Source organism: Pseudoalteromonas sp. 3J6, from assembly GCF_903995135.1.
Taxonomy (GTDB): Bacteria; Pseudomonadota; Gammaproteobacteria; order Enterobacterales; family Alteromonadaceae; genus Pseudoalteromonas.
The window spans coordinates 3,071,316-3,098,174 of record NZ_LR877185.1; the positions used below are offsets into that span (position 1 = coordinate 3,071,316).

At 39.6% G+C, this 26,859-nt stretch carries 26 protein-coding genes; 7 read left to right on the plus strand and 19 right to left on the minus strand.

Translation table 11 applies throughout. The features are described from left to right. Positions 1-8: 8 nt before the first annotated feature. From dnaX to P3J6_RS13855, 6 genes are all read right to left on the minus strand, one after another. Complete coding sequence (gene dnaX / locus P3J6_RS13835; protein WP_198523329.1) at positions 9-2,348, minus strand: DNA polymerase III subunit gamma/tau; 2,340 nt, start codon at positions 2,346-2,348, stop codon at positions 9-11. Between the two features lie 3 nt (positions 2,349-2,351). Then, positions 2,352-2,897, minus strand: coding sequence for an adenine phosphoribosyltransferase (gene apt / locus P3J6_RS13840; RefSeq protein WP_008109316.1), 546 nt, complete (start codon positions 2,895-2,897; stop codon positions 2,352-2,354). Between the two features lie 155 nt (positions 2,898-3,052). Continuing rightward, positions 3,053-3,175 (minus strand): hypothetical protein, encoded by a 123-nt coding sequence (locus tag P3J6_RS18920; RefSeq protein ID WP_008109320.1) that lies wholly within the window; start codon positions 3,173-3,175, stop codon positions 3,053-3,055. Positions 3,176-3,247: 72 nt separating this feature from the next. Beyond that, on the minus strand, positions 3,248-4,000 hold the full coding sequence (locus tag P3J6_RS13845) for an HvfC family RiPP maturation protein (protein WP_178956230.1): 753 nt from the start codon (positions 3,998-4,000) through the stop codon (positions 3,248-3,250). Positions 4,001-4,054: 54 nt separating this feature from the next. Then, entirely contained in the window at positions 4,055-4,912 is an 858-nt protein-coding gene (locus P3J6_RS13850) for an HvfB family MNIO-type RiPP peptide maturase (RefSeq protein WP_198523330.1), read from the minus strand. Between the two features lie 64 nt (positions 4,913-4,976). Then, positions 4,977-5,465, minus strand: coding sequence for an HvfA family oxazolone/thioamide-modified RiPP metallophore (locus P3J6_RS13855; RefSeq protein WP_198523331.1), 489 nt, complete (start codon positions 5,463-5,465; stop codon positions 4,977-4,979). 190 nt (positions 5,466-5,655) lie between these two features. On the opposite strand from P3J6_RS13855, the gene P3J6_RS13860 reads away from it, so the two are divergent. Both P3J6_RS13860 and P3J6_RS13865 read left to right on the plus strand, forming a co-directional pair. Then, positions 5,656-6,636 carry a tRNA-dihydrouridine synthase gene (locus tag P3J6_RS13860; protein ID WP_198523332.1) on the plus strand — a complete coding sequence of 327 codons (981 nt, stop codon included), beginning with the start codon at positions 5,656-5,658 and terminating at the stop codon, positions 6,634-6,636. Positions 6,637-6,695: 59 nt separating this feature from the next. Further along, the gene (locus tag P3J6_RS13865; protein ID WP_138609405.1) at positions 6,696-7,022 is read left to right on the plus strand and encodes a TraR/DksA family transcriptional regulator; all 327 of its coding nucleotides are present in this window, start codon (positions 6,696-6,698) and stop codon (positions 7,020-7,022) included. A gap of 14 nt (positions 7,023-7,036) precedes the next feature. Here the strand turns inward: P3J6_RS13865 and P3J6_RS13870 are convergent, their stop codons facing one another. The 9 genes from P3J6_RS13870 to pyrC all read right to left on the minus strand — a co-directional run bounded on the left by P3J6_RS13870 (position 7,037) and on the right by pyrC (position 15,601). Continuing rightward, positions 7,037-8,080 carry a hypothetical protein gene (locus P3J6_RS13870; RefSeq protein ID WP_198523333.1) on the minus strand — a complete coding sequence of 348 codons (1,044 nt, stop codon included), beginning with the start codon at positions 8,078-8,080 and terminating at the stop codon, positions 7,037-7,039. Between the two features lie 61 nt (positions 8,081-8,141). Next, a complete protein-coding gene (locus P3J6_RS13875; protein WP_138609409.1) occupies positions 8,142-9,401 on the minus strand; it encodes a tetratricopeptide repeat protein in 1,260 nt (419 codons plus the stop codon). Positions 9,402-9,412: 11 nt separating this feature from the next. Continuing rightward, positions 9,413-10,027, minus strand: coding sequence for an energy transducer TonB (locus P3J6_RS13880; RefSeq protein ID WP_138609411.1), 615 nt, complete (start codon positions 10,025-10,027; stop codon positions 9,413-9,415). Next, complete coding sequence (locus tag P3J6_RS13885; protein WP_138609413.1) at positions 10,027-10,431, minus strand: ExbD/TolR family protein; 405 nt, start codon at positions 10,429-10,431, stop codon at positions 10,027-10,029. Before P3J6_RS13885 ends, P3J6_RS13880 begins: the two co-directional genes overlap by 1 nt. Positions 10,432-10,445: 14 nt before the next feature. Further along, positions 10,446-10,970 carry a MotA/TolQ/ExbB proton channel family protein gene (locus P3J6_RS13890; protein ID WP_004588135.1) on the minus strand — a complete coding sequence of 175 codons (525 nt, stop codon included), beginning with the start codon at positions 10,968-10,970 and terminating at the stop codon, positions 10,446-10,448. After that, positions 10,970-12,334 (minus strand): MotA/TolQ/ExbB proton channel family protein, encoded by a 1,365-nt coding sequence (locus P3J6_RS13895; protein ID WP_010388563.1) that lies wholly within the window; start codon positions 12,332-12,334, stop codon positions 10,970-10,972. The genes P3J6_RS13890 and P3J6_RS13895 overlap by 1 nt, the downstream gene beginning before the upstream one ends. 6 nt (positions 12,335-12,340) lie before the next feature. Further along, positions 12,341-13,111 (minus strand): DUF3450 domain-containing protein, encoded by a 771-nt coding sequence (locus tag P3J6_RS13900; RefSeq protein ID WP_013465204.1) that lies wholly within the window; start codon positions 13,109-13,111, stop codon positions 12,341-12,343. Between the two features lie 839 nt (positions 13,112-13,950). Next, positions 13,951-14,154: a cold-shock protein gene (locus tag P3J6_RS13905; RefSeq protein WP_004588138.1), complete on the minus strand. Its 204-nt coding sequence runs from the start codon at positions 14,152-14,154 to the stop codon at positions 13,951-13,953. A 406-nt stretch (positions 14,155-14,560) separates the two neighbouring features. Next, entirely contained in the window at positions 14,561-15,601 is a 1,041-nt protein-coding gene (gene pyrC / locus P3J6_RS13910; protein ID WP_198523334.1) for a dihydroorotase, read from the minus strand. 203 nt (positions 15,602-15,804) lie between these two features. On the opposite strand from pyrC, the gene P3J6_RS13915 reads away from it, so the two are divergent. The 3 genes from P3J6_RS13915 (at position 15,805) to P3J6_RS13925 (ending at position 20,326) form a co-directional block, all read left to right on the plus strand. Next, a complete protein-coding gene (locus P3J6_RS13915; RefSeq protein WP_198523335.1) occupies positions 15,805-18,174 on the plus strand; it encodes an EAL domain-containing protein in 2,370 nt (789 codons plus the stop codon). A gap of 445 nt (positions 18,175-18,619) precedes the next feature. Then, positions 18,620-19,507, plus strand: coding sequence for a LysR family transcriptional regulator (locus tag P3J6_RS13920; protein ID WP_010388553.1), 888 nt, complete (start codon positions 18,620-18,622; stop codon positions 19,505-19,507). A 54-nt stretch (positions 19,508-19,561) separates the two neighbouring features. Continuing rightward, positions 19,562-20,326 carry a YdcF family protein gene (locus P3J6_RS13925; protein WP_198523336.1) on the plus strand — a complete coding sequence of 255 codons (765 nt, stop codon included), beginning with the start codon at positions 19,562-19,564 and terminating at the stop codon, positions 20,324-20,326. A gap of 4 nt (positions 20,327-20,330) precedes the next feature. On the opposite strand, the gene P3J6_RS13930 is transcribed toward P3J6_RS13925, so the two are convergent. Further along, the gene (locus P3J6_RS13930) at positions 20,331-20,906 is read right to left on the minus strand and encodes a DedA family protein (RefSeq protein WP_198523337.1); all 576 of its coding nucleotides are present in this window, start codon (positions 20,904-20,906) and stop codon (positions 20,331-20,333) included. Positions 20,907-21,117: 211 nt separating this feature from the next. Continuing rightward, positions 21,118-21,870, minus strand: a complete 753-nt coding sequence (locus tag P3J6_RS13935) for a Nif3-like dinuclear metal center hexameric protein (RefSeq protein WP_198523338.1) — start codon at positions 21,868-21,870, stop codon at positions 21,118-21,120. Positions 21,871-22,020: 150 nt separating this feature from the next. Here P3J6_RS13935 and P3J6_RS13940 point away from each other — a divergent pair, with 150 nt between their 5' ends. Then, entirely contained in the window at positions 22,021-22,383 is a 363-nt protein-coding gene (locus P3J6_RS13940) for a hypothetical protein (protein ID WP_010388549.1), read from the plus strand. 32 nt (positions 22,384-22,415) lie between these two features. On the opposite strand, the gene P3J6_RS13945 is transcribed toward P3J6_RS13940, so the two are convergent. Continuing rightward, the gene (locus P3J6_RS13945) at positions 22,416-22,892 is read right to left on the minus strand and encodes an HPP family protein (RefSeq protein ID WP_198523339.1); all 477 of its coding nucleotides are present in this window, start codon (positions 22,890-22,892) and stop codon (positions 22,416-22,418) included. A gap of 101 nt (positions 22,893-22,993) precedes the next feature. Between P3J6_RS13945 and P3J6_RS13950 the strand changes: the two genes are divergently transcribed. Then, the gene (locus P3J6_RS13950) at positions 22,994-23,569 is read left to right on the plus strand and encodes a TetR/AcrR family transcriptional regulator (RefSeq protein WP_131691211.1); all 576 of its coding nucleotides are present in this window, start codon (positions 22,994-22,996) and stop codon (positions 23,567-23,569) included. A 63-nt stretch (positions 23,570-23,632) separates the two neighbouring features. On the opposite strand, the gene P3J6_RS13955 is transcribed toward P3J6_RS13950, so the two are convergent. Then, the gene (locus tag P3J6_RS13955) at positions 23,633-26,806 is read right to left on the minus strand and encodes an amidohydrolase family protein (protein WP_198523340.1); all 3,174 of its coding nucleotides are present in this window, start codon (positions 26,804-26,806) and stop codon (positions 23,633-23,635) included. Positions 26,807-26,859: the final 53 nt, after the last annotated feature.

The window sequence follows — 26,859 nt, forward strand, 5'->3', positions numbered from 1 at the left end:
GTCGTTAATTACAATGCCTGAATACTGTTTTCGTCAATTTCAGCGCTAAATAGCTGTTGAAATTGTACTATATTTTCATCGCTGGTGATCACATCAATCGCTTGCTGGTGACGACCTGCATCAATTTTTTGTTGAATCAAATAAGGTGAGTCAATCACCCCGCTAGCAAAATCAATATTAAGCTCAACGTTGTGTCCATAAATACTTGATAACGCCACATTTAACTTTTGACGTAACATTGGCGTATCTAAGTGCTTTTGCGATTCATCCACTTCAATATGGAAATGATTGTCTTGTTTGGTAAAAATTGAATGCAATGCAAACTGGCGCATGCGTCCGCCAAGTCCCATACGCTTTATTAAATAGGCCCACTCGTCTTGTTGATGAGCAAATCTAATTTCACTAATTGGGCTTTGAAAATCATCTGGTACGGGAATACTAGGCTCTTGCTCAACAACAGGTGCTGGTTTTTGCGGGTTAATTTGCTCTAATAGCTCCGGTGCTAAATTTTCAGTAATCGTTTGATGCTTTGCTTTAAAGTCAACTTTACTCGCTGGCTTATTTGCTACCTGAGCTCGGCTCCCCTGTGCTGGGAGCTGAGGCTTTTTTTGCAGGTCATCGCTCACCTCACTATCCCATGGCGGTGGCTGCTGCGATACAGTTTGTGCTTCATTGCTCACCGGGCGACTAAATTCGGATTTTGTCGGTGCTGGTTTTTCTTCAGTTGGCTTTTCAATAGCGGCACTTGAAAGCTTACCGGCACCCGAAATGTTTCTATCGCGTAAAATACGCGCTATTGCTGACTGTGCTCGCGCTTCTTGCTCACCCATTGATGACGCAGACTGATCTGCGTTACTTGTGGCATTTGCTAACTCAGGGTTAAACCCTTGGTCAACAGCGCTACTCATTACATCATCGTATTGTGCGGCAATAGTTTGTTCTACATCACTGTGCTGCATGTAGGCATCATCTTCGCTTTGACGCTGCGCTTGTTCATCACTTATTACAGCAGGGGTATCGACAATTTGAGGCTGACTTTGTATCGAACTTTGCTCAAGTTGTGTTTGGCTATAATCAGGCTTTGAAACCTCAGGCTCATCGGCTTTTGTTGGCTGCGTATTAGTTGCTAATGGCTGAATTTGAGGAGCATTACTCTGCGCTGGTTTATTTTTATTTAAAATATCACGCAGTGCATTAGCACGCCCTGCACTATTTTGCTCTGGCGCAGCTTGTGGGCTAGGTTCAGGTTGATTGGTTTGCAACTGCGTAGGTTCAAATGCCAATAACCTGAGCATAATCATTTCAAATCCTAAACGAGGCTCAGGTGCCCATTGTAAATCTTTTTTGCCATTGAGTAATAACTGGTAATACACTTGAATTTGTTGGGCATGGGTATGCGCTGCAACATGCTCAATGTAATCGGCGTTATTGCTATCAAGTGCTGCTGCTTCAGGGACTAATTGACTCAATTGAATCACATGCGTTAGCGCAATTAAGTCATCAAGCAGCGCAATGTAATTTGGATTTCGGCTAGCGACTTGAGCAACTTCATTCATCAAGGCTGTGCCATCTTGCGCTAATAATGCCGCAAGTAAACTTTGACTGTAATGGGTGTCCATTAAACCAAGCATGTCTTGTACCGCTTGATTTTTAATATCACCATTTGTTTGAGCAATAGCCTGATCGGTCAGACTTAATGCATCTCGCATACTACCATCGGCCGCTTTGGCAATAATACTTAGCGCATCATTATCGAAGTTAAGCTGCTCATGGGTAAGCACATGCTCAAGCTGTTGCTTAATCTCAGCTTGCGACAATGCATTCAGATTAAACTGTAAACAGCGAGATAAAATAGTCACTGGTAATTTTTGAGGATCAGTGGTTGCGAGCAAAAATTTCACATGCTCAGGCGGCTCTTCAAGCGTTTTTAATAACGCATTAAAGCTGTGCTTTGACAACATGTGTACTTCATCGATTAGATATACTTTGTAACGTCCGCGCGTTGGCGCATATTGAACGTTATCGAGGATCTCACGCGTATCCTCAACTTTGGTGCGTGAAGCCGCATCTATTTCGAGTAAATCAATGTAGCGCCCTGCCTCTATATCAACACAGCTACTACATTGACCACATGGTGTGGCAGATATACCTTCATCACAATTTAAGCTTTTGGCAAAAATACGAGCAATGGTGGTTTTACCAACACCACGAGTTCCAGTGAATAAATAAGCGTGATGCAGTCTATTTTGAGTCAGCGCGTTTACCAACGCCTGTTTTACATGAGACTGCCCAACCAATTCATGAAAGGTTTGAGGACGCCATTTTCTCGCTAGAACCTGATAACTCATCGATTATTCGCCTTCGAATTCAACCAATTTTAAAATATTGATGCCCATTTTCTCAATGCGTTGCTCACCACCAAGCTCTGGAAGTGATACAACAAAGGCAGCATCTGTGGCGTTTCCGCCTAATTTTGCAACCAACTTGGCTGTTGCTTCAATTGTACCACCGGTCGCCAACAAGTCGTCAACTAGCAAGACTTTATCACCGGCTACAATCGCATCAGTATGAAGCTCTAGTGTATCTTCGCCATATTCGAGTTGGTAATCTTGGCGAATAACTTCGCGCGGTAATTTACCTGGTTTACGAACAGGGATAAAAGGAATTCCCAAAGCATAAGATAGCGGAGCACCAAAAATAAAGCCACGTGATTCAGTGCCGATAATTTTAGTAAAACCTTGGTCTTTATAAGCGTCAATAAATGCATCTATGGTTGCTTTAAACGCTTCAGGGTTTGCCATTAGGGTTGTTACATCGCGAAACATAATGCCCGCTTTAGGATAATCAGCAATTGTAGTAATGCTGTTTTTGATAATTGCTGGTGTTACTTGAGTCATAATTTTAACTGCTCAATGATTAATATTACAAAGCAGGTGATTATAACCTTAAGTGGTCGTAAATTGCGAGTTTGCGATAATTATAAAGTGTCGGGAGAGGGAAGTGATAAAAATGTAAGGCTGATGAAAAACAACAGCCTTAAAATAAAACCTGATTAAGTTAAGCTGGTGATCCAACCTAAAATAGCATTTAAACACCCTATTCCAGCAAATACGGCTAAGAATGCAAAAAAGTAAGCCGCATTGAACGGGTCTTTAAAGTCTTTATCATCTGACATGGGTACAACCTTTTATTAAGCACAACAAATAAAGGCGCTATAATAGACGATGTGAAATAATCAATAAAGAGCTTAGTCTTGATTTTTTGTCACTATAATTTGCCGCTGTGCCATAGCTGTTAAGGTACTGAGTGCCCCTTGTGTTATTTGCTCAAGATTAAATTGTGGTGCATTTTCACTAACCTGTTGGCAAACCTGCTCAAACGTACTCCCCGCTTCATTTTCAATAATAGACAGTAGCATGGCGGTCATGGCATTGGTGGCCAAAAATTGCACCTCATCACTCTCATCGCGGTAAACAACAAAGAAATACGGCTGCTCTGAAGGCTGTTGAGGTTGAAACTCTTCACTTATATGTTGCACTGGATAGTCGTAGCTTAAGTTACGCGCTGTTTTAGATAAATACAAAGGAGAGTGAGTAAGCTTATTAGCGCTTAGAGGGAGCTCACGGGGGTCAGCCTTCATTACAGACACGTCAAGCTCAATCCATTCATAATGGGCTAGCGCCAGCATAAATATCGGATCAGACTCTCTAGGTACATAGCTTGTCATTAAATAGGTAATAAATTCTTCACCTATATCTAAAAAATAAGGAGATTGGCAATCATGCTCACTAAAAAATTGACGAACCAGTAATAGCCACTGTTGATCACTATAGAGTGTTTTTAAAACTGGAAATGCCGATGAAACAAAGCCATTAATATTATTAAAAAACAGATCTCGGTAAATAGCCATTCGTCTGTCTTCAACATCGGTTGGACACGGCTGCTTATTAGGCTCTCGAATATGGGCCATAAACTCATTTTGCACATCGATAAAACTCATAATAACGACTCTTATAAAACCCTAAAATAGCAAGTACTTATTAAATTCAAACAGCTAAGCACTTTGTGCTGTTGATAACAACTTAAGGTGCTTTGCCTGTAATTGATGGATTATATCCAGCTCTTTGGTTAACACATTAATAGGCGGAATATTAAAATCTCGCTCTAGCAGTGTGGGAAAAACACCATGTGCTTGATATGCGCTATCGAGCAATTGCCAGACAGGGTCGATAACATCAGCACCATGAGTATCAATAATTAGGTCATCAGCTTCATTGTAGTGACCTGCAACATGGCAATAGGCAATTTTATTAGTTGGTAGCCCACTTAAAAACGCTTGTGCATCATAACCATGATTAATCGAGTTCACATAGATATTATTAACATCTAATAGCAGCTGGCAGTCTGCGTCTTCTAAAATAGCATTGGTAAATTCAAGCTCTGATAGCTGCTGACCAGGGGCACCATAATAAGACACATTTTCCAGCACAAGTGGTCGCTCTAACATATCTTGTACCTGCTTAACCCGAGAAACGACATGTTTGATCGCTTCTTCAGTAAAAGGAATTGGCATTAAGTCATACATATGGCCTTTACCTGAGCAATAGCTTAAATGTTCGCTATAAGCTTTAATATCGTGGTTATCAAAGAAAGATTTTAACGACTTTATAAATTCAATATCAAGCGGCTCAGGCGATCCAATAGAAAGTGACAAACCATGACAAACAAAGTGATTATTATTAGTTAACTGTTTAAATTGCTTTTCAAAGCGCCCACCTAGCTTTAACCAGTTCTCTGGAGCCACTTCCATAAACTCAATTTGTTTTGGTATAGCATGCTCAAGCTCATCTAGCATTTCTCTTCGCAAGCCTAAACCGACCATGCCAAAGTTAGGCGTTTGATTTTGAGCCATAATAAAACCTCATATTAAATAAAAAGGGCCTAATGGCCCTCTCGCTTATCTGAAAAAGAAAAGTTTAGTGGCTACCACCACATTTACCTTCGCCGCACTTGCCTTCTTTTTTGGCCTTAGCATCACCACCACATTTACCTTCGCCGCACTTGCCTTCTTTTTTGGCCTTAGCATCACCGCCGCATTTACCTTCGCCGCATTTGCCTTCTTTTTTGGCTTTAGCATCGCCACCACATTTACCTTCGCCGCACTTGCCTTCTTTTTTGGCCTTAGCATCACCGCCGCATTTACCTTCGCCGCACTTGCCTTCTTTTTTCGCTTTAGCATCACCGCCGCATTTTCCTTCGCCGCACTTGCCTTCTTTTTTCGCTTTAGCGTCGCCGCCACATTTTCCTTCGCCGCACTTGCCTTCACCAGCGTCTAATTGATAACCAGCTACCATTTGTTGAAACTCAAATGGATTAGCTTGAACATCAGTACTTGCCATACTTGCGCTGCCAACAACCACTGCGCCTAATGTTAATGCAATTGAGTTTTTCTTTATTGTATTCATTTTTAATTACCTTTTAAACTTGTTGAACATCATTATAAAAGTAGACCGGTATTAAACTAAAAACTTTCAAATTTTCTATTTTTTTTGCAAATAAGTTATTTAACTCTCTATAAACGCTAATAAGCGTTTTATGAATTTATGATTTACAGGTAAACTGGCGCTCCTTTTTTAGTAATACATTAATCACACTATGAAACTTATTTTAGCACCCATGGAAGGTGTCGTTGACTTTAAAATGCGGCAACTACTCACCGACATAGGCGGCTTCGATCTTTGTGTGACCGAATTTATCCGTGTTGTAGATACTTGCCTTCCAGATAAAGTATTCCACCGTTATTGCCCTGAACTTAAAAATGCGGGACTCACTCGTAGCGGTACTCCGGTTCGTATTCAGTTATTAGGCCAAGTAGCCGACGTGTTAGCAGAAAATGCTGTAAAAGCAATTGGCTTAGGCTCTCATGGCATTGATTTAAACTTTGGTTGCCCCGCAAAAACAGTCAATAAAAGCAAAGGCGGTGCTGTATTACTCAAAGATCCAGAACATATGTACTCGATTATAAAAACGGTAAGGGATGCCGTTGATGATGAGTATGAGGTAAGTGCTAAAATTCGCTTAGGTTTTGATGATGATAGTAATAGCCAAGAAATTGTCGATGCCGTTGTTAACGCGGGTGCTAACAGCATTGCAATACATGCAAGAACTAAACGCGATGGCTACAATCCACCCGCCTATTGGGAAAAAATTCCCCCTTTGGTCAAAGATAAAAAAATTGCAGTGGTCGCCAATGGCGAAATTTGGCAAATAGAAGATGCTCTTTTATGCCAAAAACGCAGTGGTTGTCGTGATTTGATGATTGGTCGTGGCGCCCTTTCACATCCTGATCTCGCAAGAAAAATTAAAGCGCAAGTTAATAACGAAAGCTACAACGAGCTCACTTGGGAGAATATTTTACACCATATTATTCATTCATCTATGCACCAAACAGCTAGCAAAGATAATAAATATTTTGCATCTCGAACAAAGCAATGGCTTGGTTATTTAAAACGCCAATATCCACAAGCTGGGCTATTATTTGATGAAATTCGTCGTTTAAAAGCAAAGGATGAGGTAGCCGAAGTGTTAAAGAAGTATGCGAAAGCGCCACAGTTTGATACAAATCATAACACCTAAGTAAATCTAAATAGATAATAGCAGTATCACTACAAATTAACTTAAGGGTTATACTGCTAATGCATCATAAGCAACGACTAAACGATGAAATAGAAAGTGTTAAAGCAACGATATTAGGTTTGCTGTCACAATCGACTCACCCTACACATCAAAACTTGCTCTGCATCCTAACCAATACATCTAATGAAGAATGGCTCGATTTAGCCGCTCAGCAATTAGGTAATGAGTATAATCCGTTAATTGAACGAATGAACAAGCTTGAAGCAGCAATTAGCCAAATGGATATTGGTCAATATGGCTACTGCTGTGACTGTGAAGAAAAAATATCAGAGCAGCGCTTAGAAAGAGACCCTGCTACTCAGCGGTGTGATAAGTGCGCTAAATAGTAGCGCACTTAAGTTTAATTAAGTAATTGCGAAGCAAAACTAAATGATTGTCCTGGATAAAAAATAATATCCTCAACTAATATCCTCGCATCTCCTTCACTAATATTTAAACGTTTTAGTAAATTTAAGCGCGCTTGCGATAATGTCCACGCGTGGTAATGCACCCCAAGATCAGTTTCCATCATCGCTAAATAGAGACGCTTATTTGCAGCCGTTAATTGCTTATTGTTAGCCCTCTGAGGTAATAGCGTATAACCCGTTGACCAGTCTAAACCCACTATTTTAGAATCAGTTAGAAGTAATTTGGTAAGCTGTGAGGCATTTGAAGCTTCTACCATTGTGTGCTGTTTTTGACCCTGCATTGTTTTAAATTTACTATCTATAAGGCTTAGCCACTCAAGCGGCGAAAGTACATCATTTGCAAAATAATTTAGTTTACTTTGGTACCACTGGCTGCCATTTGCAAGACCAGACAACCCAATGCTGCCTCTGGGCTTATACTGCGTTAAGTAATTATTTAATACACTCAGAGACTCATTAAGCTCAATAGGTGTGTCAGTACTATTAATTGCTTGCTGCACATAGTGCTTTAAATAATTATGCTCTATTTTATTAAGCTTTAAGTTACTTTGCTCAGCAGCTTGTAGCTGTGATTTAACAAATATCAGCCACTGCTCAATGTTTTTATACTGAGCATCATTTTTAACTATCGAAAGCATGTTTGATAACACATCAGTGTGTGCAGGCCATGCAAAATAACGCTCTGGAAACCGCTCAGCAATCACCAAATAATTTACTTGATGGGTTTGCGCAGAAGATAACTTCATTTGCATTAGCTGCTGGTAAATAGCGTGGCGACGCGCTAAATATGAATCAGTAAAAGGCAGTTGTTCGTTACTGAGCCCTGTACTGTTTAAGTTCATTTGTGCACTTAAAGCCGTATTAAGTGATATTAACGCGCTTTGTGCCTCTTCATAAGATGAAAACAAATCAGCTGGCTTTGAGCATGATGCTAAAAGCAAACAAAAGAGCAATGAAATAATAGGCGTTCTGTTCATGTTAATTCCAATAAAAAAAGCCCCAATGGGGCTTTTTAAAAATACTAGAGTACATTAAATATTAAATTTTAACACCGTTGCGAGCGGCTTTATCTTTAATATATGTAGCCCAACCTTTTGCAAATCTACGTGTGGTTGGATCGTCCATAGCTTTAGTAATAGCGGCATGTGCTTGCTTATACTTGCCTTGGTAGTAAAACGCTTCAGCTAGATCTGAATATATAGTACCTTTTTTGTCAGAGCCAAGCTCTAACGCTTTGTTCAAACGAACAACGGCAGCACTAAATTTTTCAGATTGTAGAAGTAATGAACCGGCTTTGCGATAAAGCTCAGCGTCATTATCAAATTTAGCAGCTTCTTCGTAGTACTTAGCAGCCTTCTCTATATCTTTCGAACGATGGTAGTTACTAGCAATCGCACTCATGTTTTGCTTAGTGCGTTTAACTTTTTCTTCTTTAACGGCCTTTTCAAGCGTTACAGCTGCTTTATAAGGAATTTCATTTAAAGAATAGAAATTAGCTAGAACTTTGTATTCAACTTCGTTTTCAAAGTAACCGTTCTTGTAAGCAACTTCCATAGTTGCTAGGCCTTTTTTGTATTCTTCGGTTTGTAAATAATACTTACCTAAGCCTACCCAAGACTTTTTGTCTTCAGGCCATACACGAACGATTTCTTCAGCGACTTTAACCATATTTTGATATTGCTTTTGCTCAAAATAGGCAGCTAATTTAAGTTGATAAGGAGCTTTATTAGGCTCTTTTGCTAACTTAATTGCTTTGTTTGCCGGCTCGAGAACCTCATTAAACTGTTTAAGCTCATAGCTTGCTTGCGCAATACGAGTGTAAACTTTTGGGTCTTCTTCGCCTGTAAAGTCCATCCAATCAGAATATGCTTGCTTTGCGGCATTGTACTGTTCAGTACCTGCATACATGTCACCTAAGGTTTTTAAACCTTGAGCCTGATCGGCAAAGTTTAATACATCTGGTGCAATCGCTGCTTTCATATACTTAATAGCGACTTTGTACTGCTCTTTTTGAGCATACATGCTGCCTAAGTAACGATTAACAGTTGCTTTGTCAAAGTCGTTAGACGGATCTAACTCTTTTAATAAAGCAATTGCACCATCAACATCATCTTCATTATACAAATCAAACGCTTTAATTACTTTTTTACCAGTACGTTCGCCCATGATTTTAGTTTTTGCTTTCTTACGCTCTTCAATTTTCGCGTAATCTGGCGCCGCTAAAACAGGTGCAGTTAATGCTGCACCTGACACAGACATAAGAATTGCAAGTGCAGTTACTTTAGAAAAATTTCTCATTACTCGCCTCCTTAGTTGCCTTGGTTAAGTTTAAAGTCTAGTTGAACTTGTAAACCAACTTGCTTTTGTGGTTTGCCGTCAATGATCTTAGGACGGTATTTCCACTTGCGCAATGCACGTTTAGCTTCACGGTCAAAGATACGTTTTGGATCTGCGTCGATTACATCAACGTCAGTCACACCACCTAACTCATCAATTGTGAATGAAAGTTGAACCCAACCTTCTTTACCATCACGTGCTGCTTGTGTTGGATATTTTGGTTCAATACGAACGATCGGTGTCGCATCACCATCTCGTCCAAATGCACCTGGACCACTCAGTCCACCAGCCGTGCTTCCCACATCGATGCTTGGCATATTAAACGACAAACTCGTACTTGGGTTGCTATTTTCCGGCTGTGGCGGCTGCGGTTTAGGCGGCTGCTTTGGCGGTGGCGGAGGCGGAGGCGGTACACGCTTCCTCTCCTGCACCTTAGATTCAGGCGGATTCGTCATAATTTCGACTATGATCTGCTCTTTTTGTTCCGTATTACGGTCAGCCCCACCAGAGATGAGGTATGCCATGAAGTAGAACAAGCCGAAAGTAACTGCCCCACCTGCAATCAGTGAAAACAGAAAACGAATCATTACTGATCTCCAGCTATTGAAATTCTCAGGTTATCACCTGTCGCTTTAATCTGGTCCATAACTTTAACCACTGTGCCATGTTTTGCTTCTTTGTCAGCTTGCAAAATTACAACATCTGTAGGTTGTTCTGCTAATAAACTTTCAATTTTTGCTGAAACACGTTCAACATCAACTTGCTGTTTATCAATCCAGATTGCACCGTCATTACGAATAGCAATAAAAATATTAGCATTTTTTTGCTTCGTAGCTTGGGCAGCTTTTGGTTTATTTACCTCGATACCAGCCTCTTTAACGAACGATGTAGTTACGATAAAGAAAATAAGCATGATAAATACGATGTCAAGCATTGGCGTCATATCTACCGCAGCTTCTTCTTCTTCACGAAAACGTTGTTTACGTGCCATATTTAATTCTCTCTCTAGTGATGAGGCATACTATCTACAAGTTTGGCTTTCACCATTCTCGCTCTTGCCTCAAGGCGTGAGCTAAAGAATACCCCAGATAGTGCCGCAACCATTCCAGCCATTGTTGGGATTGTTGCCATTGATATGCCTGATGCCATTAAACGTGCATTACCTGTACCTTGGGTTGCCATGGTTTCAAAAACCGCGATCATACCCGTAACAGTGCCAAGTAAGCCTATTAAAGGACATACAGCTACTAATGTTTTAATCAACAACATACGCTGATCTAATTTTTCAGACGCTTCAGAAATCCATGCTTCACGGATTCTGTGTGCGTACCAAGACGTAGTGTCTTGGCGGGCATCCCACTTGGCTACAATATCCTTCGTTAAACGAGGAAATTCAGCAAGTAGGAACCAATAGCGCTCAATCATTAAAACCCACATAAGAAAGAGTGCTATCGCGACCACGTATAATACCTGGCCGCCTGTGCCAACAAAATCCCTGATAGATTCCCAGATCTCCATCAGGACTAGCATTAGGCTTTCTCCTTCTCCGCGTGAGTCGCGATGATACCCGCGCTTTGCTCATCAAGGATGTGTAATACCGACTTACTACGACCTGCAACAATAGAGTGAAGTAGGATAAGTGGTAGAGCTGCAATTAGACCTAGCGCTGTAGTTACAAGTGCTAGAGAGATGTTACCAGCCATGATCTTCGGATCGCCCGTACCGAACAATGTGATTGTTTGGAACGTTAGGATCATACCGATTACCGTACCTAGTAGACCTAGTAATGGTGCGATAGCAGCAAGGATCTTGATGATGTTAATACCCGCTTCGATGCGTGGCGTTTCACGAAGAATCGCTTCATCCAGTTTAAGCTCAAGGTTTTCAACATCTTGGTTTTTGTTGTCAGAGTACACTTTAAGAATACGACCCAGTGGGTTATTTGTATTCGGTGTAGACAAGTTCTTAAGCTGACCTTTGATCTTAGAAGTAGTAAGCGCTAAATCAACGAAACGTACTAAGAAGATTAAAAGACCTACAACAAGTAATACTGTGATGATGTAACCAACTTCAGCACCTTGCTCGTAGTACTCCATAAGAGACTTTTTCTGAGTGTTAATACGTAAAATTGCACCACGTGTAGGATCCACGTATACGCCAGCATAGTTATCAGCTGAAGTACCTTCTAAATCAGAAATACCTTTAAGGATATAGCTGTCAGGTTGCTTACCTAGAGGCTGAATAGATTTAGTCTCTGGTGAGTAGATTAAGTATCCGTCGTCTGTAACTAAGTTGAAGTTACCGATACGTGTTACTTTTTTCATAGACGGGTTACCGTCAAGACCAGCAACTTCAGTTTCAAACGTTGAAACTTTTGCTGATTCAGTCATTTCTGTTTGAAGTGAAATCCAAAGCTCTTCTAGTTCACGAACAGTTGGAAGTTCTTTAGCTGCTGCTAATGAACGAAGTACTTCAGCACGACCTGGTTTTTCAGCACTTACTAAAGATGCTTCAATTGAACCAATCGCGTCAGCTGCTGCACGACGAACAACACCAAACATTTCACCTAACGTACCTTGAGCGTTTTGAAGAGCTTGCTCTTTTTCCGCTAAAGTATTTTCGTTTTGTGCATATTCTTTGCTAAGACGATCACCACGTGCTTTTTCAGCAGCTAGTTGGCTTTTCGCTTTGTTAAGTAACGCTTGCTTATCAGCACGATCTGACAAGAACTCTTGTTCACGTTGCTTATTGATTTTTCCTTCAGAGATACGCTCTTGCTTTACTTGCTCAAGAATTTTATCTAAAGCGTCAGTATTTGCATGTGCATTAAGCGCGGTACCGGCAGAAACAGACAGTACTGCTGCAACAGCAAAACCTTTAAATAGTTTCTTCATTATTGATTACTCCGCGCCAAAAATTGGTAGTTTAACAAGTTCTAGTGTCGCTTGCTTACGTGCCATACGGATCACTTCTTTAACAGGTTTTAGGTATTCTTCACCTAATTCTTTCCACTGTTTAGTGTTGTTATCCCACACCCAAGCGTGTTTTAGATCGAATGATTGCGCTACGTAAGTAATACGACCTAAACGACCGATATCTACGTTAATGCTACGACCATCAACATCTAAAGTACCTTGAGAAGCAGTTACAGCTGAGCTGTATGCTGTTTCAACAGTGTACGCTTCAAGAACCTGACGGAACTTTTCAGACGTTGTTACAGATGCAGATGCCATGATCTCACGTAATCTTTCAACGCGTCCAAGACGAGTTTCAAGGTTAAATGGAACGTCCGCTTTGATGAATTGCTCAAGCGTATCGATCATGCGATACATCAAAGGCACAACGTTTTGTTTAGTGTTATCGATAGTCGCGATTTGACGATCGAACGATGCGATAGACGCGTTTTGGTCTGCGACCAAACGTGCTACGTGATCGTTGTACACTTTCATAAGTTCAGTCTCATCAACGATGCTACGGTACTCAGCGATTAGCTCCTGAGTTTGACCATATACATTGTCAATTTTAGTTTGAGACTTAACCGCAGCCTTTTGAATTGTTTGACCTGCTTTTTGCACGTCATTCAAAGGATCTGCAATCACATTGCTGCTTGCAAATGCAAAAGCGCCAACCAACGCAGTTGCTACAAGACTCTTTCTGATTTTAACAGACATAGTTCCCAACCAATTAAGTAATGTTACTTTTATAATTTAATTATCAACCCGCTAAGGGGAAGACAACCCTGATATCTTTTAATAGATATCAACTTACCAATAATGCTAAATGCATCATGTCATGTCAACTTCATGTTTAGCATAACCTATAAATAAATCAGCTTGTTTGTAAGATATTTACTGGGCTTGAACAAAAAAATTAACATTATTATAACTAACGTGATAAACACAATTTCTGCAAACCCTGATATAGTAAGAATAACGATAACCACCACTGTTAATGTAAACAAAAATATAACATTTAAAATTAACTTAATCGTTGCTGAAAAAAAATTAAAAATAAGCTAATTTTCTGTCCCGAATATTCATTTCGAAGGTTTTTTAACGCTTTTTACACAAAAAATACAGCTAATCGTTATTATTAGGTTATTCATCGCATAATAATAATGACGTGCAGATTTAATAAAAAGCAATACAAAGGAGGGGAAGGTGATTACAAAAAATCATTTTTATTAACACCTGTGTTTTTTATCTTTATTAGCCTAAAGGCCTTATCCATTTTTAATATTTTTCCAAGCCCCAATCTCAACCTTAAGCAGTTGTATCATCTCTGAAGGATTAGAGTCAGATAGACTAATCGTAAGATAAAATAAAGAATCTTTAATGCCCGATAGAATATTTAAATCATCAAGGTTTAAATTAAATAGATAGAAATTCGGCAGAAGAAAGGTATAAAAAAAGGAATGGTTTAGAAAGTTTAATAAGTTTTGCAGATTTTAATGAATTATGGTGAAACAGGTTAGTGCTTCACCACGATGAACTTAGGTTCACATAATAAATTATGCTACTTCTACGTTCTCAGCTTCTGGGCCTTTTTGACCTTGCTTGATGCTGAAAGTCACTGCTTGACCTTCGCTAAGAGTGCGAAAACCAGAACCAGTGATTGCGCTGAAATGTACAAACACGTCAGGACCATTTTCTTGTTCAATGAAACCAAAGCCTTTAGCTTCGTTGAAAAATTTTACTTTACCAGTAACCGACATACTAAATTTTCCTGTAAGTCAATAATTAAAATTCAGCCATATTATTATGGCAATATCCTCCCTGAGTCAATGCCCAAAAAACTGGAGGTGATAGTACAGGAAGAAGTAATAACCAAACCGGTAACCTTAAACGCAGCACAATACCGTAATTCAATACGCAAAAACTCAAAGCCAATTAAGGTTAACACATTAATATTTTTTTAGCTCTATTAATTGGGATTTATTTTTGAAGATTCATCGATTTATTACTTTCTTTGTAAGTTTCTAATTTTTAACGGGATAAACAGTTCATAATTTGTGTTTTTTATAAACAGAGTGTATTTTTTTAAAATATGGCCGATCTGCACAGCTTTTGCTAACTTAAAATAAAAAAACCACCTTAGTTTTAGGTGGTTTTAAATTCTAATTATTTAACTTGCCAGTCAATAACACTATCTGCTTTGATTGGTACAACTTCTGAGTCCCCTAGCGAATAACTTGCTGGCACTGTCCAAGGTGCTTTCTCTAAGGTAATAGTGTCTGTATTACGCTCAAGGCCATAAAAATCTGGGCCGAAGTGACTTGCAAAGCCCTCTAACTTATCAAGCGCCCCTGCCTCTTCAAAAGCTTCAGCATAAAGTTCAATAGCTGCGTGCGCAGTATAAGCACCGGCACAACCACATGCTGCCTCTTTTTTGTCTTTGTAATGCGGGGCTGAATCCGTGCCTAAAAAGAATTTTTTACTACCACTTGTAGCTGCCGCCATGAGCGCTTGTTGATGAATATTACGCTTTAATATAGGTAAGCAATAATAATGTGGGCGTATACCCCCTGCTAGCATATGGTTGCGGTTATATAACAAATGATGAGCAGTAATTGTAGCTGCTACATTAGCCGAAGCATTTTCAACAAACTCTACCGCATCTTTTGTTGTTATATGTTCAAGGACAATTTTAAGCTCAGGAAAATCTGCGACAACGTCGCCTAAAATAGTATCTAAAAACACTTTTTCACGATCGAATATATCAATAGAAGAGTCAGTAACTTCACCATGTACGAGTAAAAGCATGCCAACTTCTTGCATTGCTTTTAATACTGGATAAATATTTTTTACTGATGTTACACCAGAATCTGAGTTAGTTGTTGCGCCCGCTGGGTAGAGTTTAGCTGCAAAAATTTTACCTGTCGCTTTTGCTTTTTTTATTTCATCAGGCGTCGTTTTGTCGGTAAGGTAAAGCACCATTAAAGGTTCAAACTGCCCTTGAGGTTTTGCAGCCATAATTCGCTCTCGATACGATAATGCGGTTTCTGTACACGTTGCTGGCGGAACTAAATTTGGCATAATAATCGCGCGGCCCATATAGCGGCTAATATCACGCACCGTATCTTTTAACTGATCTCCATCACGTAAATGAACATGCCAATCATCGGGTCTAGTAATCGTTAAAGTTGTCATTTTGCTCGTCATCGTAAAGTCCTAATGCTTAAGTTAACTGATCATAGGCATATGGTGATTTCGAGTAAAGGGCTTATTAGAAATAATCCTTAGATACTACATTTAAAGTTAACTTTACACTTGATGATTCTCATTTAACGTTTTATTTTGTAGAAACGTTAATATTAGGTTAACGTATGTACCTTTAATAATTATAAGGCCTCCCAAAGCTGCCTATGTCGAATACTATCGATACCACTAAAGCGCTCGAAACTAAAACGGATCAGTTGAGTATAATCAATCAGTTCTCATCAAGTTTATTGCAACTGAATACATTAGAAGCGCTTTTTAGTTACGTCACCACACAAGTTGTTAATCGACTTGGGTTTGTAGATTGTGTTATCTACTTAGCAGATGACAGTCAGTCTTTGCTAAATCAAGTAGCTTCTATGGGTATTAAAAACGGGCATATCAGTTATCAATCTGAGCGAAAAATCATTCGCTTTAGCGAAGGCATTACAGGTTATGCAGCATCTACAGGGCAAGCTTTAATAATTGGCGATGTAACTAAAGACAGCCGTTATATAGCTGATGAGCGCCCGGCTCAATCAGAAATATGCGTACCCTTGATATACAAAGATCGTGTCCTAGGGGTTATAGACTGTGAGCACCCAATAAAAAATTACTTTACTAGTTCACATTTAGAGATTTTAACCACCGTAGCTCACTTACTAAGTGCAAAAATCAATCAAGTGAATACCGTTAATAGCTTGCAAGACACTGTTATGCAGCTAAACAATGCACAAAAATTAGAAAGCAGCCTATTGCAAATAGCTAATTTAACTTATAAAGCACAAAATTTAGACACCTTCTTTCAATCTTTGCATGCGATTATTGACAGCTTATTGACTGCGAGTAACTTTTTTATTGCGCTGTACGACAAAAAAGAAGACGCGCTCGACTTTGTTTATACTGTTGAAGGCGGTGTACAAACAAATACCCACAAAGTTATTTCAAAAGAGCAACTAAAAGAAACAGCCTCTTACTATTTGCTGATCAATGAACGCCCACTGTTACTCAATAAACAGCAATACTTTGAACATATTGCACAAGGCCATTTTAAGTTAGTAGGTGAACAAGCTGATTCATGGTTAGGTGTGCCTTTTAAAGTTAATGAGCGTATGAGTGGCGTTATTGTTGTACAAAGTTATGACGAACAACATTACTACAATGAGCATGATAGCTCGTTGCTAACCTATGTAAGTCGTCAAATAAGCATGGTTATAGATAGGCATTTAGCCCGCCAAGAGCTGGAGCACAAAGCGCTGCACGATGAGCTAACTGGCCTGGCAAACCGTTCGCTACTGATTGAAAGAATGAAGCATGCTATTTTACGCCTAAATCGCGCTCAAAAAGGCACTTTTCATGCCCTGCTTTACCTTGATTTTGATCGCTTTAAGAGTATTAATGATTCGTTAGGTCACGAAGTAGGTGATCACTTTTTAATTGCTATATGTAAACTCATTACTCAAACGGTACGCAATACCGATACCTTTTCTCGCTTAGGTGGCGATGAGTTTGCTATTTTTATGGAAAACCTCAGTCATCGTGACCAAGTAAACGATGCCCTTACTCGCATTAAAACGGCACTATCTGAACCTGTTAATATTGATGGCCATTTACTGCAGCCCTCCACCAGTATTGGCGTTGCATTTAGTGACAGCGTAGACGATGAAGCATTTTTATTATTGCAACAATCAGATGCGGCTATGTATGAGGCAAAATCATCTGGGCGTGGCCAAGTTAAATTTTTTAATAACGTGATGCGCAATAAGCTAAAAACGCATGCAGATCTTGAAAACGATTTACAGCACGGTATTGAGCATAATGAATTTGAACTGTATTTTCAGCCTATCTTTACTATTAACAGTGGCGAGGTTATAGGATTTGAAGCTCTCGTACGTTGGCATCACCCAAAAAAAGGGTTTATATCACCGAACGACTTTATTCCAATTGCTGAAAAGACCGGGCAAATTATTAACTTAGATTTGCATTTACTAGACCTCGCAGCGCAACATATTGCTTTGTGGCAACAACAAGGGCATCGCTTTTTACGTGTCACGGTTAATGTATCTTCTCGACACTTTGCCAGTTTAGAATTTGTAGAGCAGCTCCATAGTATTTATAAAAAACACCACCTACCACTGGGCTCATTGTGTCTTGAGATAACTGAATCGGGACTGATCGAAAATTTAGAATTAGCGACGCAAATTATACAAGGGTTATCACCTTTAAAAGTGTTGCTTTGCCTTGATGATTTTGGCACAGGCTATTCTGCTCTAGGCTACTTGCACCAACTGCCAATTCATGTAATGAAAATTGATAAAAGCTTTATTGATAACTTAAAAACCACTGCTAACCCATTAATAGATGCTATCTTAACCTTGGCTATTTCTTTAGATCTTATTGTTATTGCAGAAGGAATAGAAACCGCTGAGCAACTTACTATTTTACAAAAAACCCAATGTGATTATGGGCAAGGCTTTTTAAAATCAAAACCTGTTACAGCAACAGAGGCCATAGCATTAATACACAGCCCTCTTTAATGGCTAGGCACAGCTGGAATTTACAACCAAGTATTTAGGATTAAACTGACCACTGTGCTTACTCGCTTTAATACTCTTAATAATTTAATCTCGTTTGTAAGAGCATACCAATTAAACCTTGATGCTAAATGCTAACCTCAACAGCATGTTTTACAACAACACATTAATCGCTAAACATACATAACTTACTCCATAACCAAATTCACACTGCTTTATTTTAATTTCAGCTTAACTATTTAAACCCGATTTAACATGAGCTAAATTCAACAACAAACAAATAACAAAACAATATTTGACTATGCAAAGTTAATAAATTTAATGTTTGCAGTAAAAAACACACCAAACCTCACTTTTATAGCCATCTAGACGTTGAAACGATTTTTATATAAGCGTAGTATGTAGTTAATCTAAGCAATACTCACCATACCCATGAGATTTATTAAAGATGATTGACATTAAACACCTAAAAACTATAGCGACCCTTAAAGAAACGGGATCGTTAGTTAATACAGCCCGCGAGCTATTTTTAACTCAGTCAGCTTTATCACATCAGATCAAAGATTTAGAAAATAAATTAGATTGCCAGTTGTTCGAACGAAAAACTCAACCCGTCCGATTTACACCTCAAGGTATGTTATTACTTGAATTAGCACACGAAATATTACCTAAGTTAGAAGCAACTAAATGCCGATTAAAAGAAAGTTTAAATCAGCCAATCTCACAACTGCGTCTAAGTGTTGAATGTCATGCCTGTTTTCATTGGCTATTGCCTACTATTAAAGAGTTTAATAATTTTTGGCCTGACATAAAGATTGATTACGAACGTGGTTTTAGTTACGACGCCATCCCAGACTTATTAAATGATGAATTAGACCTAGTGCTTACCTCAGATGTGCGTGAACCCGACAAACTAGAATACGCCCACCTATTTGACTTTAAACTTAAGCTAATAGTGGCACCGGATCATGACTTAGCTAAAAAAGCCTACGTAACTGCGCTTGATTTAAAAAACGAAACTATTATTTCTTACCCGATTCCCCGTGAGCGCCAAGATATATTTAAGCATTTTATTCAAAATGCACGTTTTGATGGCACGCTTAAAACAGTTGATCAGGGCTTACTTATATTTCAATTAGTCAGTGCAGGTATGGGTGTAGCCGCCCTACCTGATTGGCTAGTTACTCCATATGAAAGCCAAGGGCTAATTAAGTCAATTCCACTGGGCGCGCTTGGTTTAACCCGTCCGATGTACTTAGCGATGAAAAAAGACATGAAAGACAATCCGGTTTACCGTCATTTTTTAAACACCTGTAAATTAAATAACGGTCGATAAATCTAAAACTTATGAGTAACATGTTAGTAAATATATTCAACCGTGTTACTCATTATGTTTGAACTTAAAAAAATATTGGGCGGTTTACTCATGCCGTTACCATTACTAGGTTTACTTAGCCTAATACTGCTTATTTTTGCACTCAAACAACGAAAGCTTGTTATTACCTTGTCTTTTTTAAGTCTTACAACCTTATTACTTGCCAGTACGCCCTGGGTTGCCAACTTATTGATTAAACATAATCAACCTACTTCATTGGCTTTTAGTATCAATGATCACCCAAGCATAGATAAAATTGTGGTACTTGGCTGCGACATAAACCCTAACCCAGCCCTTAGTGCTAACAGCCAGCTAGGAAATTGTGCATTAACACGTTTAGTGGAAGGTATTAGGCTCGCTAATATATATCCTCAAGCTCAGTTAATTGTATCGGGTGGGGGTTATGAAAAAGTCACCAACAGCGCACTTATGTATAAAACGGCAATTAGCTTGGGTATGAATAAAAGTCGCATTGTACAAAATCCAAACGCAATGGACACAGCGCAAGAAGCCGCATTTTTAGCCTCAAAACTAGTTGATTATAATACCGCTTTAGTTACTTCTGTAAGCCATATGCCCAGAGCAATAAATTTATTTAATGCTCAAGGCATCACTGTGATCCCCGCAGCAACTGACTACCACAACTTTGCAGCGTACCCTTGGTATAAGCAACTCATACCCAACGCAAAAGCATTACTAGTAGTGACTCAATTTGCCCATGAAGTACTTGGCGATACATGGATAAAAATACGTCGTACAATAAATCCTGAAGCTCTTTGATTTTTTATTGTTGATGGGTTTTAACCTCAGCGGTTTGACTCCAAAGCCGATAGAGTGTGATCAAAAATACACAAAGAAATAATAAACTGAGGGCTGTTAGGTTCTCAACCCCTAAAGAATCAAAGGTAGCGCCAAAAGTAAAGCCTCCACCAACTAGAACAATTGCCCAAACTACTGCAGAACATGCATTTAATAGGCTAAAACGGGGCCAACTAATCGATGTGAGCCCTATCGGGAGAGCGCCGATGGTACGTAGCCCTTTTGGATAACGATATAAAAAAATGTAGGCAGTACCATAACGATTTGCAAGCTCACTGGCTCTTTTAAATAACCGACCTAGTCGGTTTGGCTTTTCAAGCCATGTAGTGCCATATGTTCTTGCGAGAGCAAATCGTAATTCATCCCCCAAATATCCGCCCGTAAAAGCTACCAGAGCAACATAACCAACATCAAGTGCACCGGTATGTGCAGCATAGCCTGCAAATAAGGGTAACCACCCACTTTTTAAAGCACAATAACCAAAAAGTAACAAATAAACCAACAACCCATATTGCTGTATTAAATCCAACATGCCTTCCATTTTATACCTTTACGTTGAATTGCCTGGCGGCGAGAAAATAACATTTTAATTTAAACGGGATAATTGCAGCGAAAGATCTGTTATGTACCAATGTAATAGAAGCTTCCTTTGGCTTGATAAAGTAGTTAATTTTTTTTGAAGATTTTAAATAACCTACTCAGGATAAATGATGAGTAGGTTACATTAATGACATTGCTTTTACAGCAAACGTTTACACTGGGTTATCTATATCAATAAATGTTACGTCAAAACTATATTGCTCTGCGAGAAGCTCTCCCAGCGCTTTAATACCGTATCGCTCAGTGGCATGGTGGCCAGCAGCAAAAAAGTCGATATTTTGCTCGCGAGAGCTATGTATTGTTTGTTCTGACGCTTCACCGGTTAAGTAAGCATCTAGCCCCTGCTCAGCTGCTAAATCTATATAGCCTTGCCCGCCACCAGTGCACAGGGCAATAGTTTCAATTTTATCATTACGCACTAAACTTGTAAGAGGCTCGCGATTAAGCACTTGGTTTATTTTTTTAGCAAATTCGCACCCCGTTAGCGGCGTTTTTAACCGCCCTTTCATCGCGACACTGTTATTGACTGGCTCTAAACCTGCTTCAATCTCAATATCGAGTAATTGCGCTAGCTGAGCGTTGTTGCCGATTTCAGGGTGAATATCTAATGGCAAATGATAAGCAAATAAATTGATGTCGTTAGCTAAAAGTGCAGCCACACGACGTTTTTTCATGCTAATGATAGGTTGTGACTCGCCTTTCCAAAAATAGCCATGGTGTACCAAAATGGCATCGGCATTTTTTTCAATCGCGGCATCAATAAGTGCTTGGCTTGCCGTTACACCCGTTACTATGGTGCGTATCTCATCTTTACCTTCTACCTGAAGTCCGTTTGGACAAAAATCGTTAATGGTTTCTGGCTTTAACAGGGTATTTAATAGTTGATTAAATTCTCTACGTTGCATACTACTTACCTTACTTTGCACTGAATTTTGTACAAATTTTGGCGGTTATGCGCTAAAAATGAAAGGAAAATCGCAAAAAATTGAAAAACAGTTCTAAAATAGGTATAAATACCTCTTCTTTATCTGTGTAAACAACGTATAGGGTCTCTGATGAGCAAACTAGACAAAACAGAAGTGTTATCTGCCTTTGAAGCTGCATATGAAGCTGCCAATGGTAAAAAACCTGAAATAACAACTAAACCTGGCTGGTACAGCGTTGATGGCGGCAAGAATATGCGCCTAGCTGATGTAGCAGAGCTGACTAAAGAATTAAGCTCTGGAAAGTCTACAAAAAAAGCTGCAGTAAAAGCACCCGCTAAAAAAACTAAAAAAGCTGCTCCTGTAAAAGCACAGAAAAAAGCGCCTTTCACCGTGATCACTGAGAACGAAGAAGGTTACACAGCAGAAGAGCTTTGGATAGTAGAGCTTGCTCGTAAAGATCACGACTGCCGCCTACCGCGCGGTGTAGTGTAATTCACTGAGTGCTCAGTATAAAAGAAACCGCGTCAAGCGGTTTTTTTATGTTTAGTTTCTATCAATAGCTCCAAAAACCACGTCGCGACAAAACCACACACCACAATAAACACTGTCCCGGCAAGTACTGGCATTATTAAAAAATCCCAACTTTGGCTAGACTCAATAATTAAGATAGGGTTTGCACCGGCAGCAGGGTGAATGGTTTTAGTAATCATCATCAAAGTTATAGCAATACCCACAGCCAGCCCAATCATGATCGCACTATCAGCACTATAATAGCTAAAAACAACCCCAATCATTGCGGTCAGCATATGCCCCCCTATTACGTTTTTTGGCTTAGCTAATGGGCTATGTGGTACGCCAAAAACAAGCACAGCTGTTGCGCCGAATGGCGCCATTAACCAAATACCGTAATCACCCATATAATTTAGCCACGCCAAAAAAGCCAAAACAAAAGTAGAAAAAACACCTGCGATTAATGCCGACTTTATTTGCTCACTATGCATATTACCTCCTCAAAAGTAGACCGACTTGTCTACACCTGTAATATAGACAAGTCGGTCTACCTATGTCAAGCTGTGTTTTTACTGCTCAAATTTGGAATATCATGAATAAACAACAACAAATAATCAGTACGGCACTGAGCCTTTTTTATAAAAAGGGTATACACGCTGTTGGTATTAATGAAATTTTAGCTGTATCCGGCATTGCAAAAAAAACCTTATACAAGCACTTTGAAAGCAAAGATGCGCTTATTTGTGCTTGTTTAGTCGCACGCGACATGTGCTTTAACGCTTGGCTAAAAAAAATATGTCTACAACCAAGTGCTATATTAGTCGCGCAAGCAATTTTTTTCGGACTGAAAAAGTGGATTAATAATGAGGTTTCAGAGTTAGGTAACTTTAATGGCTGTTTTTTTATTAATACTGCAGCTGAATACCCTATAGAGAATGACCCTATTGCCAAACTTTGCAAACAGCATAAGCAAACGAACTTTGAGATTATACTATCAGCTCTTTTAGAAACCCCTGAATTTGCTCATAATAGAGAAAAAGCAATTGAAGCCGCACACCATTTACTCATTTTAAAAGAAGGATTTATAACTAGAGCGAGAGTGATGCATGATGTATCAGTAGCTCCACCTAGTGATAATATTTTAAAAGCGATAGTAGCAGTTGGTTAAATAGGTAAACACAATATAAAAAAAGCGGCTAAATAGCCGCTTATTAACTAAAAAACGCCTGCCTTATTCAAAAAATAATGGGGCACGTTGTTTTTTACCAACTTCGTTCATCGTTGCTGCGTCGAACAAGCGGCCGTTGATCATGGTGTAATCAATTTTATCTGAATCGCGGATGTTTTTCAGTGGGTCGCCATCTATAACCATTAAATCTGCCAGTTTACCGACTTCTAATGAGCCTACGTTTTTATCTAAACCTAGGTATTTAGCAGGATCGAGCGTTGATGCTCGAATAGCCTCAAGCGGCGTCATACCACCTTGAGCAAACATCCACATTTCCCAGTGCGCACCTAAACCTTCACGCTGACCATGTGCACCTAAATTAACCAGTACACCTAAATCTTGTAGTTCAGCTGCCACACGTGCATTGTTAAAGTGGTTATAGTGATGATCGGGCGCTTTAACACGACGCATTGAACGTGGTAATAATTGATTTTTTGGCACAAACTTGCTCAATCGAGGATGATTCCACACATCAGTTTTATCGTACCAGTAGTTTTCCCCCCAAATACCGCCATAGGCAACCACCAATGTAGGCGTATAACCTACATCACTTTGTGACCACAACTGCTTAATATCATCATAAATATGTTCAACCGGAATGGAATGCTCAATCCCTGTATGCCCATCAACCACCATACTCAAGTTATGTTGTAATAATGAGCCCCCTTCTGGCACGACCATCATTTCAAGTTCACGACCAGCCTCAATCACTTGCTGACGCTGCTCTCTGCGAGGTTGGTTATAAGACTTAACACTAAACGCCCCTACTTTTTTCAAGCGTTCTAAATGAAATTTAGCATCATCTAATGAATCAATATGCGAAGTATAACCAGGCATATTCGCGCCATATAAAATAGTACCAGTAGAAAAAATACGCGGGCCGACAATCATACCGGCTTTTTGCATTTCACTGGCAGTGAATATTTCAGTGGTGTCGTTTGATGGATCGTGGATGGTGGTAACACCTAGCGCAAGGCCTGCAAAGTTTTTCCAATTTTGTTGTGGGATAATTTCATCGCTTGCTTGTGAGCCATGCGCATGCGCATCAACCATACCAGGCATAATTGTTTTACCTGTTACATCAACTATCTTAGCATTTTTTGGAATGCTAATATCTGCAGCAGAGCCAATAGCTTTAATATGTTTACCATCGGTAACAATAACGCCATTTTCAATGACTTTTTCGCCGTCCATGGTAATAATTTTTGCGCCAGTTAAGGCAATCATGCCTTCTGGTTCAGCCATTTTTTTGCTAAAACCAATGTTAGTCCCACTTTTGACTTTAACGCCTTGGTCATCGGCTTTATTAATAGCAAACATTCCCTCTAAACTGGCATGGTATAGCTCAGGGCCAAGTGTCCAATAGAGTTTATTGCTGTTGGCACTCCAGCTAATATTTTCACCAGCACGAACAGATAATTGCTCAATTGGAAATTGGCTGTCTTTAGGGCCAATATTAATGGTTTTGCCACGCTCAACAAACGGTGTTACAAACACTTTAAAGCGCTCTGCAAATGCTAAATACTCACCATCAGGCGATACCCTAAATTCAGTGGCATGCTCTGATTCATAAAGTTTGCGCACTTTTTTACTTTCAAGCTCAACCACACTTAACGTTGGTTTAGGCCATGGGCTCATAATATAAACACGATCGTTGGCACTACCAAACTGCGGTTGGTAACCACTTTTAGAAATTAGTTCACTCTTACCACCTTTAGTGCTAACACTGTAAATACCAGGGTGTAATGACCATTTAGGATTTAAAATGCTGCCGCCGCTGGCTTTACGATATACCACTGTTTTGCCATCTGGACTAAAGGTAGGCTCTACATATTTACCCGGTTCATCGGTAATAGTATCGCCGCGACCGCTTCGTGCAGAAACAACGCGCACTGTGCCTTGTTCATTATCGTCCCACGTGGTGTAGACAATTTTTTTGCCATCACGCGAGTACTGTGGAAATAACTCATAATGATCGGTTTGCTTGGTTAAACGTTTGATTTTTCCTGAGTCTAAATCGCGTTTATAAATATGACCCAGTGCTTCAAACAATGCCGTTTCGCCATCTGGGCTAATTTGTACATTTCGCAGCATTTTTACATCAAATTCTTCAGTATCGATATTTTGAGTAAAGCGCACCGCTTTTTGAATTTTTTTCGTGGTGTCTATTTTGAATGCAATATCGCTGACAGATTTATCATCGACATTGAGTTTATGAATGGTGCCACCAGCCCAAAATACTAACTCTTCATTATCTGGTGTCCACGCAATTGTTGGGTATACCCCATGAATAGCCCATGTTTCTTGCATATCGCGCTCTAGCTTGTCATATAGCTTGGTATGCTCACCGCTGGTTAAATCGTATAAGTACAAGCTAGTTTGAAAGTCATCACGCTTTACATAGGCAAGTTTTTTACCATCAGGTGACGGAGTTGGTCTGATTGCCCCACCCATACCACTAATAATCGTTTCTATTTCACCGGTTTCACGATCATAGCGCTTAATTTTATAAATACCCGCAACCGAATCTTTTGAGTAATGAAAGGTTTTACCTGGGGTGGCATCATGAGAAAAATAAACATAACGGCCATCAGGTGAAAACATCGGCTCACCTAAATCTTTTTGATCGTTTTCACGTTTAGTCAGTTGTACCCCTTTACCACCCGCTTTGTGATAAAGCCAAACTTCACCCGCGCCCAAAGAACGACTAGCGGTAAAGTGCTTACGCGCAACTAAATAATCGCCATCAGGGCTCCATGCCGGACTATTAAGTAAACGAAACGTTTCGTCCGTTACTGCAGTTTGATTCTCGCCATTAACGTCCATAACCCAAATATTATCACCGCCCCCCTGATCTGAGGTAAATGCGATATGTTTACCATCTGGGCTAAAACGCGGCTGCATTTGCCATGCGATATCTGAGGTTATTTGAGTGGCTTTACCACCACTCATTGGCATAGTGTAAATATCGCCCAGTAAGTCAAATACTAAGGTTTCTCCATCAGGGCTTATATCTACATTCATCCATGTGCCTTGCTCTACACTAATAGAAGCATCTACAAATTGCCCTTTTGGTGAATCAACTTGCCATTTTTTTTCATCTGTTTGCTCTGCGTGTACTTGACCCAATGCCAATGAAACTGATAACGCAAGCGCTGTTTGCAGCATTTTCTTCATGCTTATCTCACTTATTATTGTTGCTGTGTGTTGCTCTATTACATGATTGCAAC

Excerpts from the sequence above, each read along its gene's own strand:
- dnaX (WP_198523329.1), bottom strand. The coding sequence starts at position 2,348 with ATGAGTTATCAGGTTCTAGCGAGAAAATGGCGTCCTCAAACCTTTCAT.
- apt (WP_008109316.1), bottom strand. The coding sequence starts at position 2,897 with ATGACTCAAGTAACACCAGCAATTATCAAAAACAGCATTACTACAATT.
- P3J6_RS18920 (WP_008109320.1), bottom strand. The coding sequence starts at position 3,175 with ATGTCAGATGATAAAGACTTTAAAGACCCGTTCAATGCGGCTTACTTT.
- P3J6_RS13845 (WP_178956230.1), bottom strand. The coding sequence starts at position 4,000 with ATGAGTTTTATCGATGTGCAAAATGAGTTTATGGCCCATATTCGAGAG.
- P3J6_RS13850 (WP_198523330.1), bottom strand. The coding sequence starts at position 4,912 with ATGGCTCAAAATCAAACGCCTAACTTTGGCATGGTCGGTTTAGGCTTG.
- P3J6_RS13855 (WP_198523331.1), bottom strand. The coding sequence starts at position 5,465 with ATGAATACAATAAAGAAAAACTCAATTGCATTAACATTAGGCGCAGTG.
- P3J6_RS13860 (WP_198523332.1), top strand. The coding sequence starts at position 5,656 with ATGAAACTTATTTTAGCACCCATGGAAGGTGTCGTTGACTTTAAAATG.
- P3J6_RS13865 (WP_138609405.1), top strand. The coding sequence starts at position 6,696 with ATGCATCATAAGCAACGACTAAACGATGAAATAGAAAGTGTTAAAGCA.
- P3J6_RS13870 (WP_198523333.1), bottom strand. The coding sequence starts at position 8,080 with ATGAACAGAACGCCTATTATTTCATTGCTCTTTTGTTTGCTTTTAGCA.
- P3J6_RS13875 (WP_138609409.1), bottom strand. The coding sequence starts at position 9,401 with ATGAGAAATTTTTCTAAAGTAACTGCACTTGCAATTCTTATGTCTGTG.
- P3J6_RS13880 (WP_138609411.1), bottom strand. The coding sequence starts at position 10,027 with ATGATTCGTTTTCTGTTTTCACTGATTGCAGGTGGGGCAGTTACTTTC.
- P3J6_RS13885 (WP_138609413.1), bottom strand. The coding sequence starts at position 10,431 with ATGGCACGTAAACAACGTTTTCGTGAAGAAGAAGAAGCTGCGGTAGAT.
- P3J6_RS13890 (WP_004588135.1), bottom strand. The coding sequence starts at position 10,970 with ATGCTAGTCCTGATGGAGATCTGGGAATCTATCAGGGATTTTGTTGGC.
- P3J6_RS13895 (WP_010388563.1), bottom strand. The coding sequence starts at position 12,334 with ATGAAGAAACTATTTAAAGGTTTTGCTGTTGCAGCAGTACTGTCTGTT.
- P3J6_RS13900 (WP_013465204.1), bottom strand. The coding sequence starts at position 13,111 with ATGTCTGTTAAAATCAGAAAGAGTCTTGTAGCAACTGCGTTGGTTGGC.
- P3J6_RS13905 (WP_004588138.1), bottom strand. The coding sequence starts at position 14,154 with ATGTCGGTTACTGGTAAAGTAAAATTTTTCAACGAAGCTAAAGGCTTT.
- pyrC (WP_198523334.1), bottom strand. The coding sequence starts at position 15,601 with ATGACGAGCAAAATGACAACTTTAACGATTACTAGACCCGATGATTGG.
- P3J6_RS13915 (WP_198523335.1), top strand. The coding sequence starts at position 15,805 with ATGTCGAATACTATCGATACCACTAAAGCGCTCGAAACTAAAACGGAT.
- P3J6_RS13920 (WP_010388553.1), top strand. The coding sequence starts at position 18,620 with ATGATTGACATTAAACACCTAAAAACTATAGCGACCCTTAAAGAAACG.
- P3J6_RS13925 (WP_198523336.1), top strand. The coding sequence starts at position 19,562 with ATGTTTGAACTTAAAAAAATATTGGGCGGTTTACTCATGCCGTTACCA.
- P3J6_RS13930 (WP_198523337.1), bottom strand. The coding sequence starts at position 20,906 with ATGGAAGGCATGTTGGATTTAATACAGCAATATGGGTTGTTGGTTTAT.
- P3J6_RS13935 (WP_198523338.1), bottom strand. The coding sequence starts at position 21,870 with ATGCAACGTAGAGAATTTAATCAACTATTAAATACCCTGTTAAAGCCA.
- P3J6_RS13940 (WP_010388549.1), top strand. The coding sequence starts at position 22,021 with ATGAGCAAACTAGACAAAACAGAAGTGTTATCTGCCTTTGAAGCTGCA.
- P3J6_RS13945 (WP_198523339.1), bottom strand. The coding sequence starts at position 22,892 with ATGCATAGTGAGCAAATAAAGTCGGCATTAATCGCAGGTGTTTTTTCT.
- P3J6_RS13950 (WP_131691211.1), top strand. The coding sequence starts at position 22,994 with ATGAATAAACAACAACAAATAATCAGTACGGCACTGAGCCTTTTTTAT.
- P3J6_RS13955 (WP_198523340.1), bottom strand. The coding sequence starts at position 26,806 with ATGAAGAAAATGCTGCAAACAGCGCTTGCGTTATCAGTTTCATTGGCA.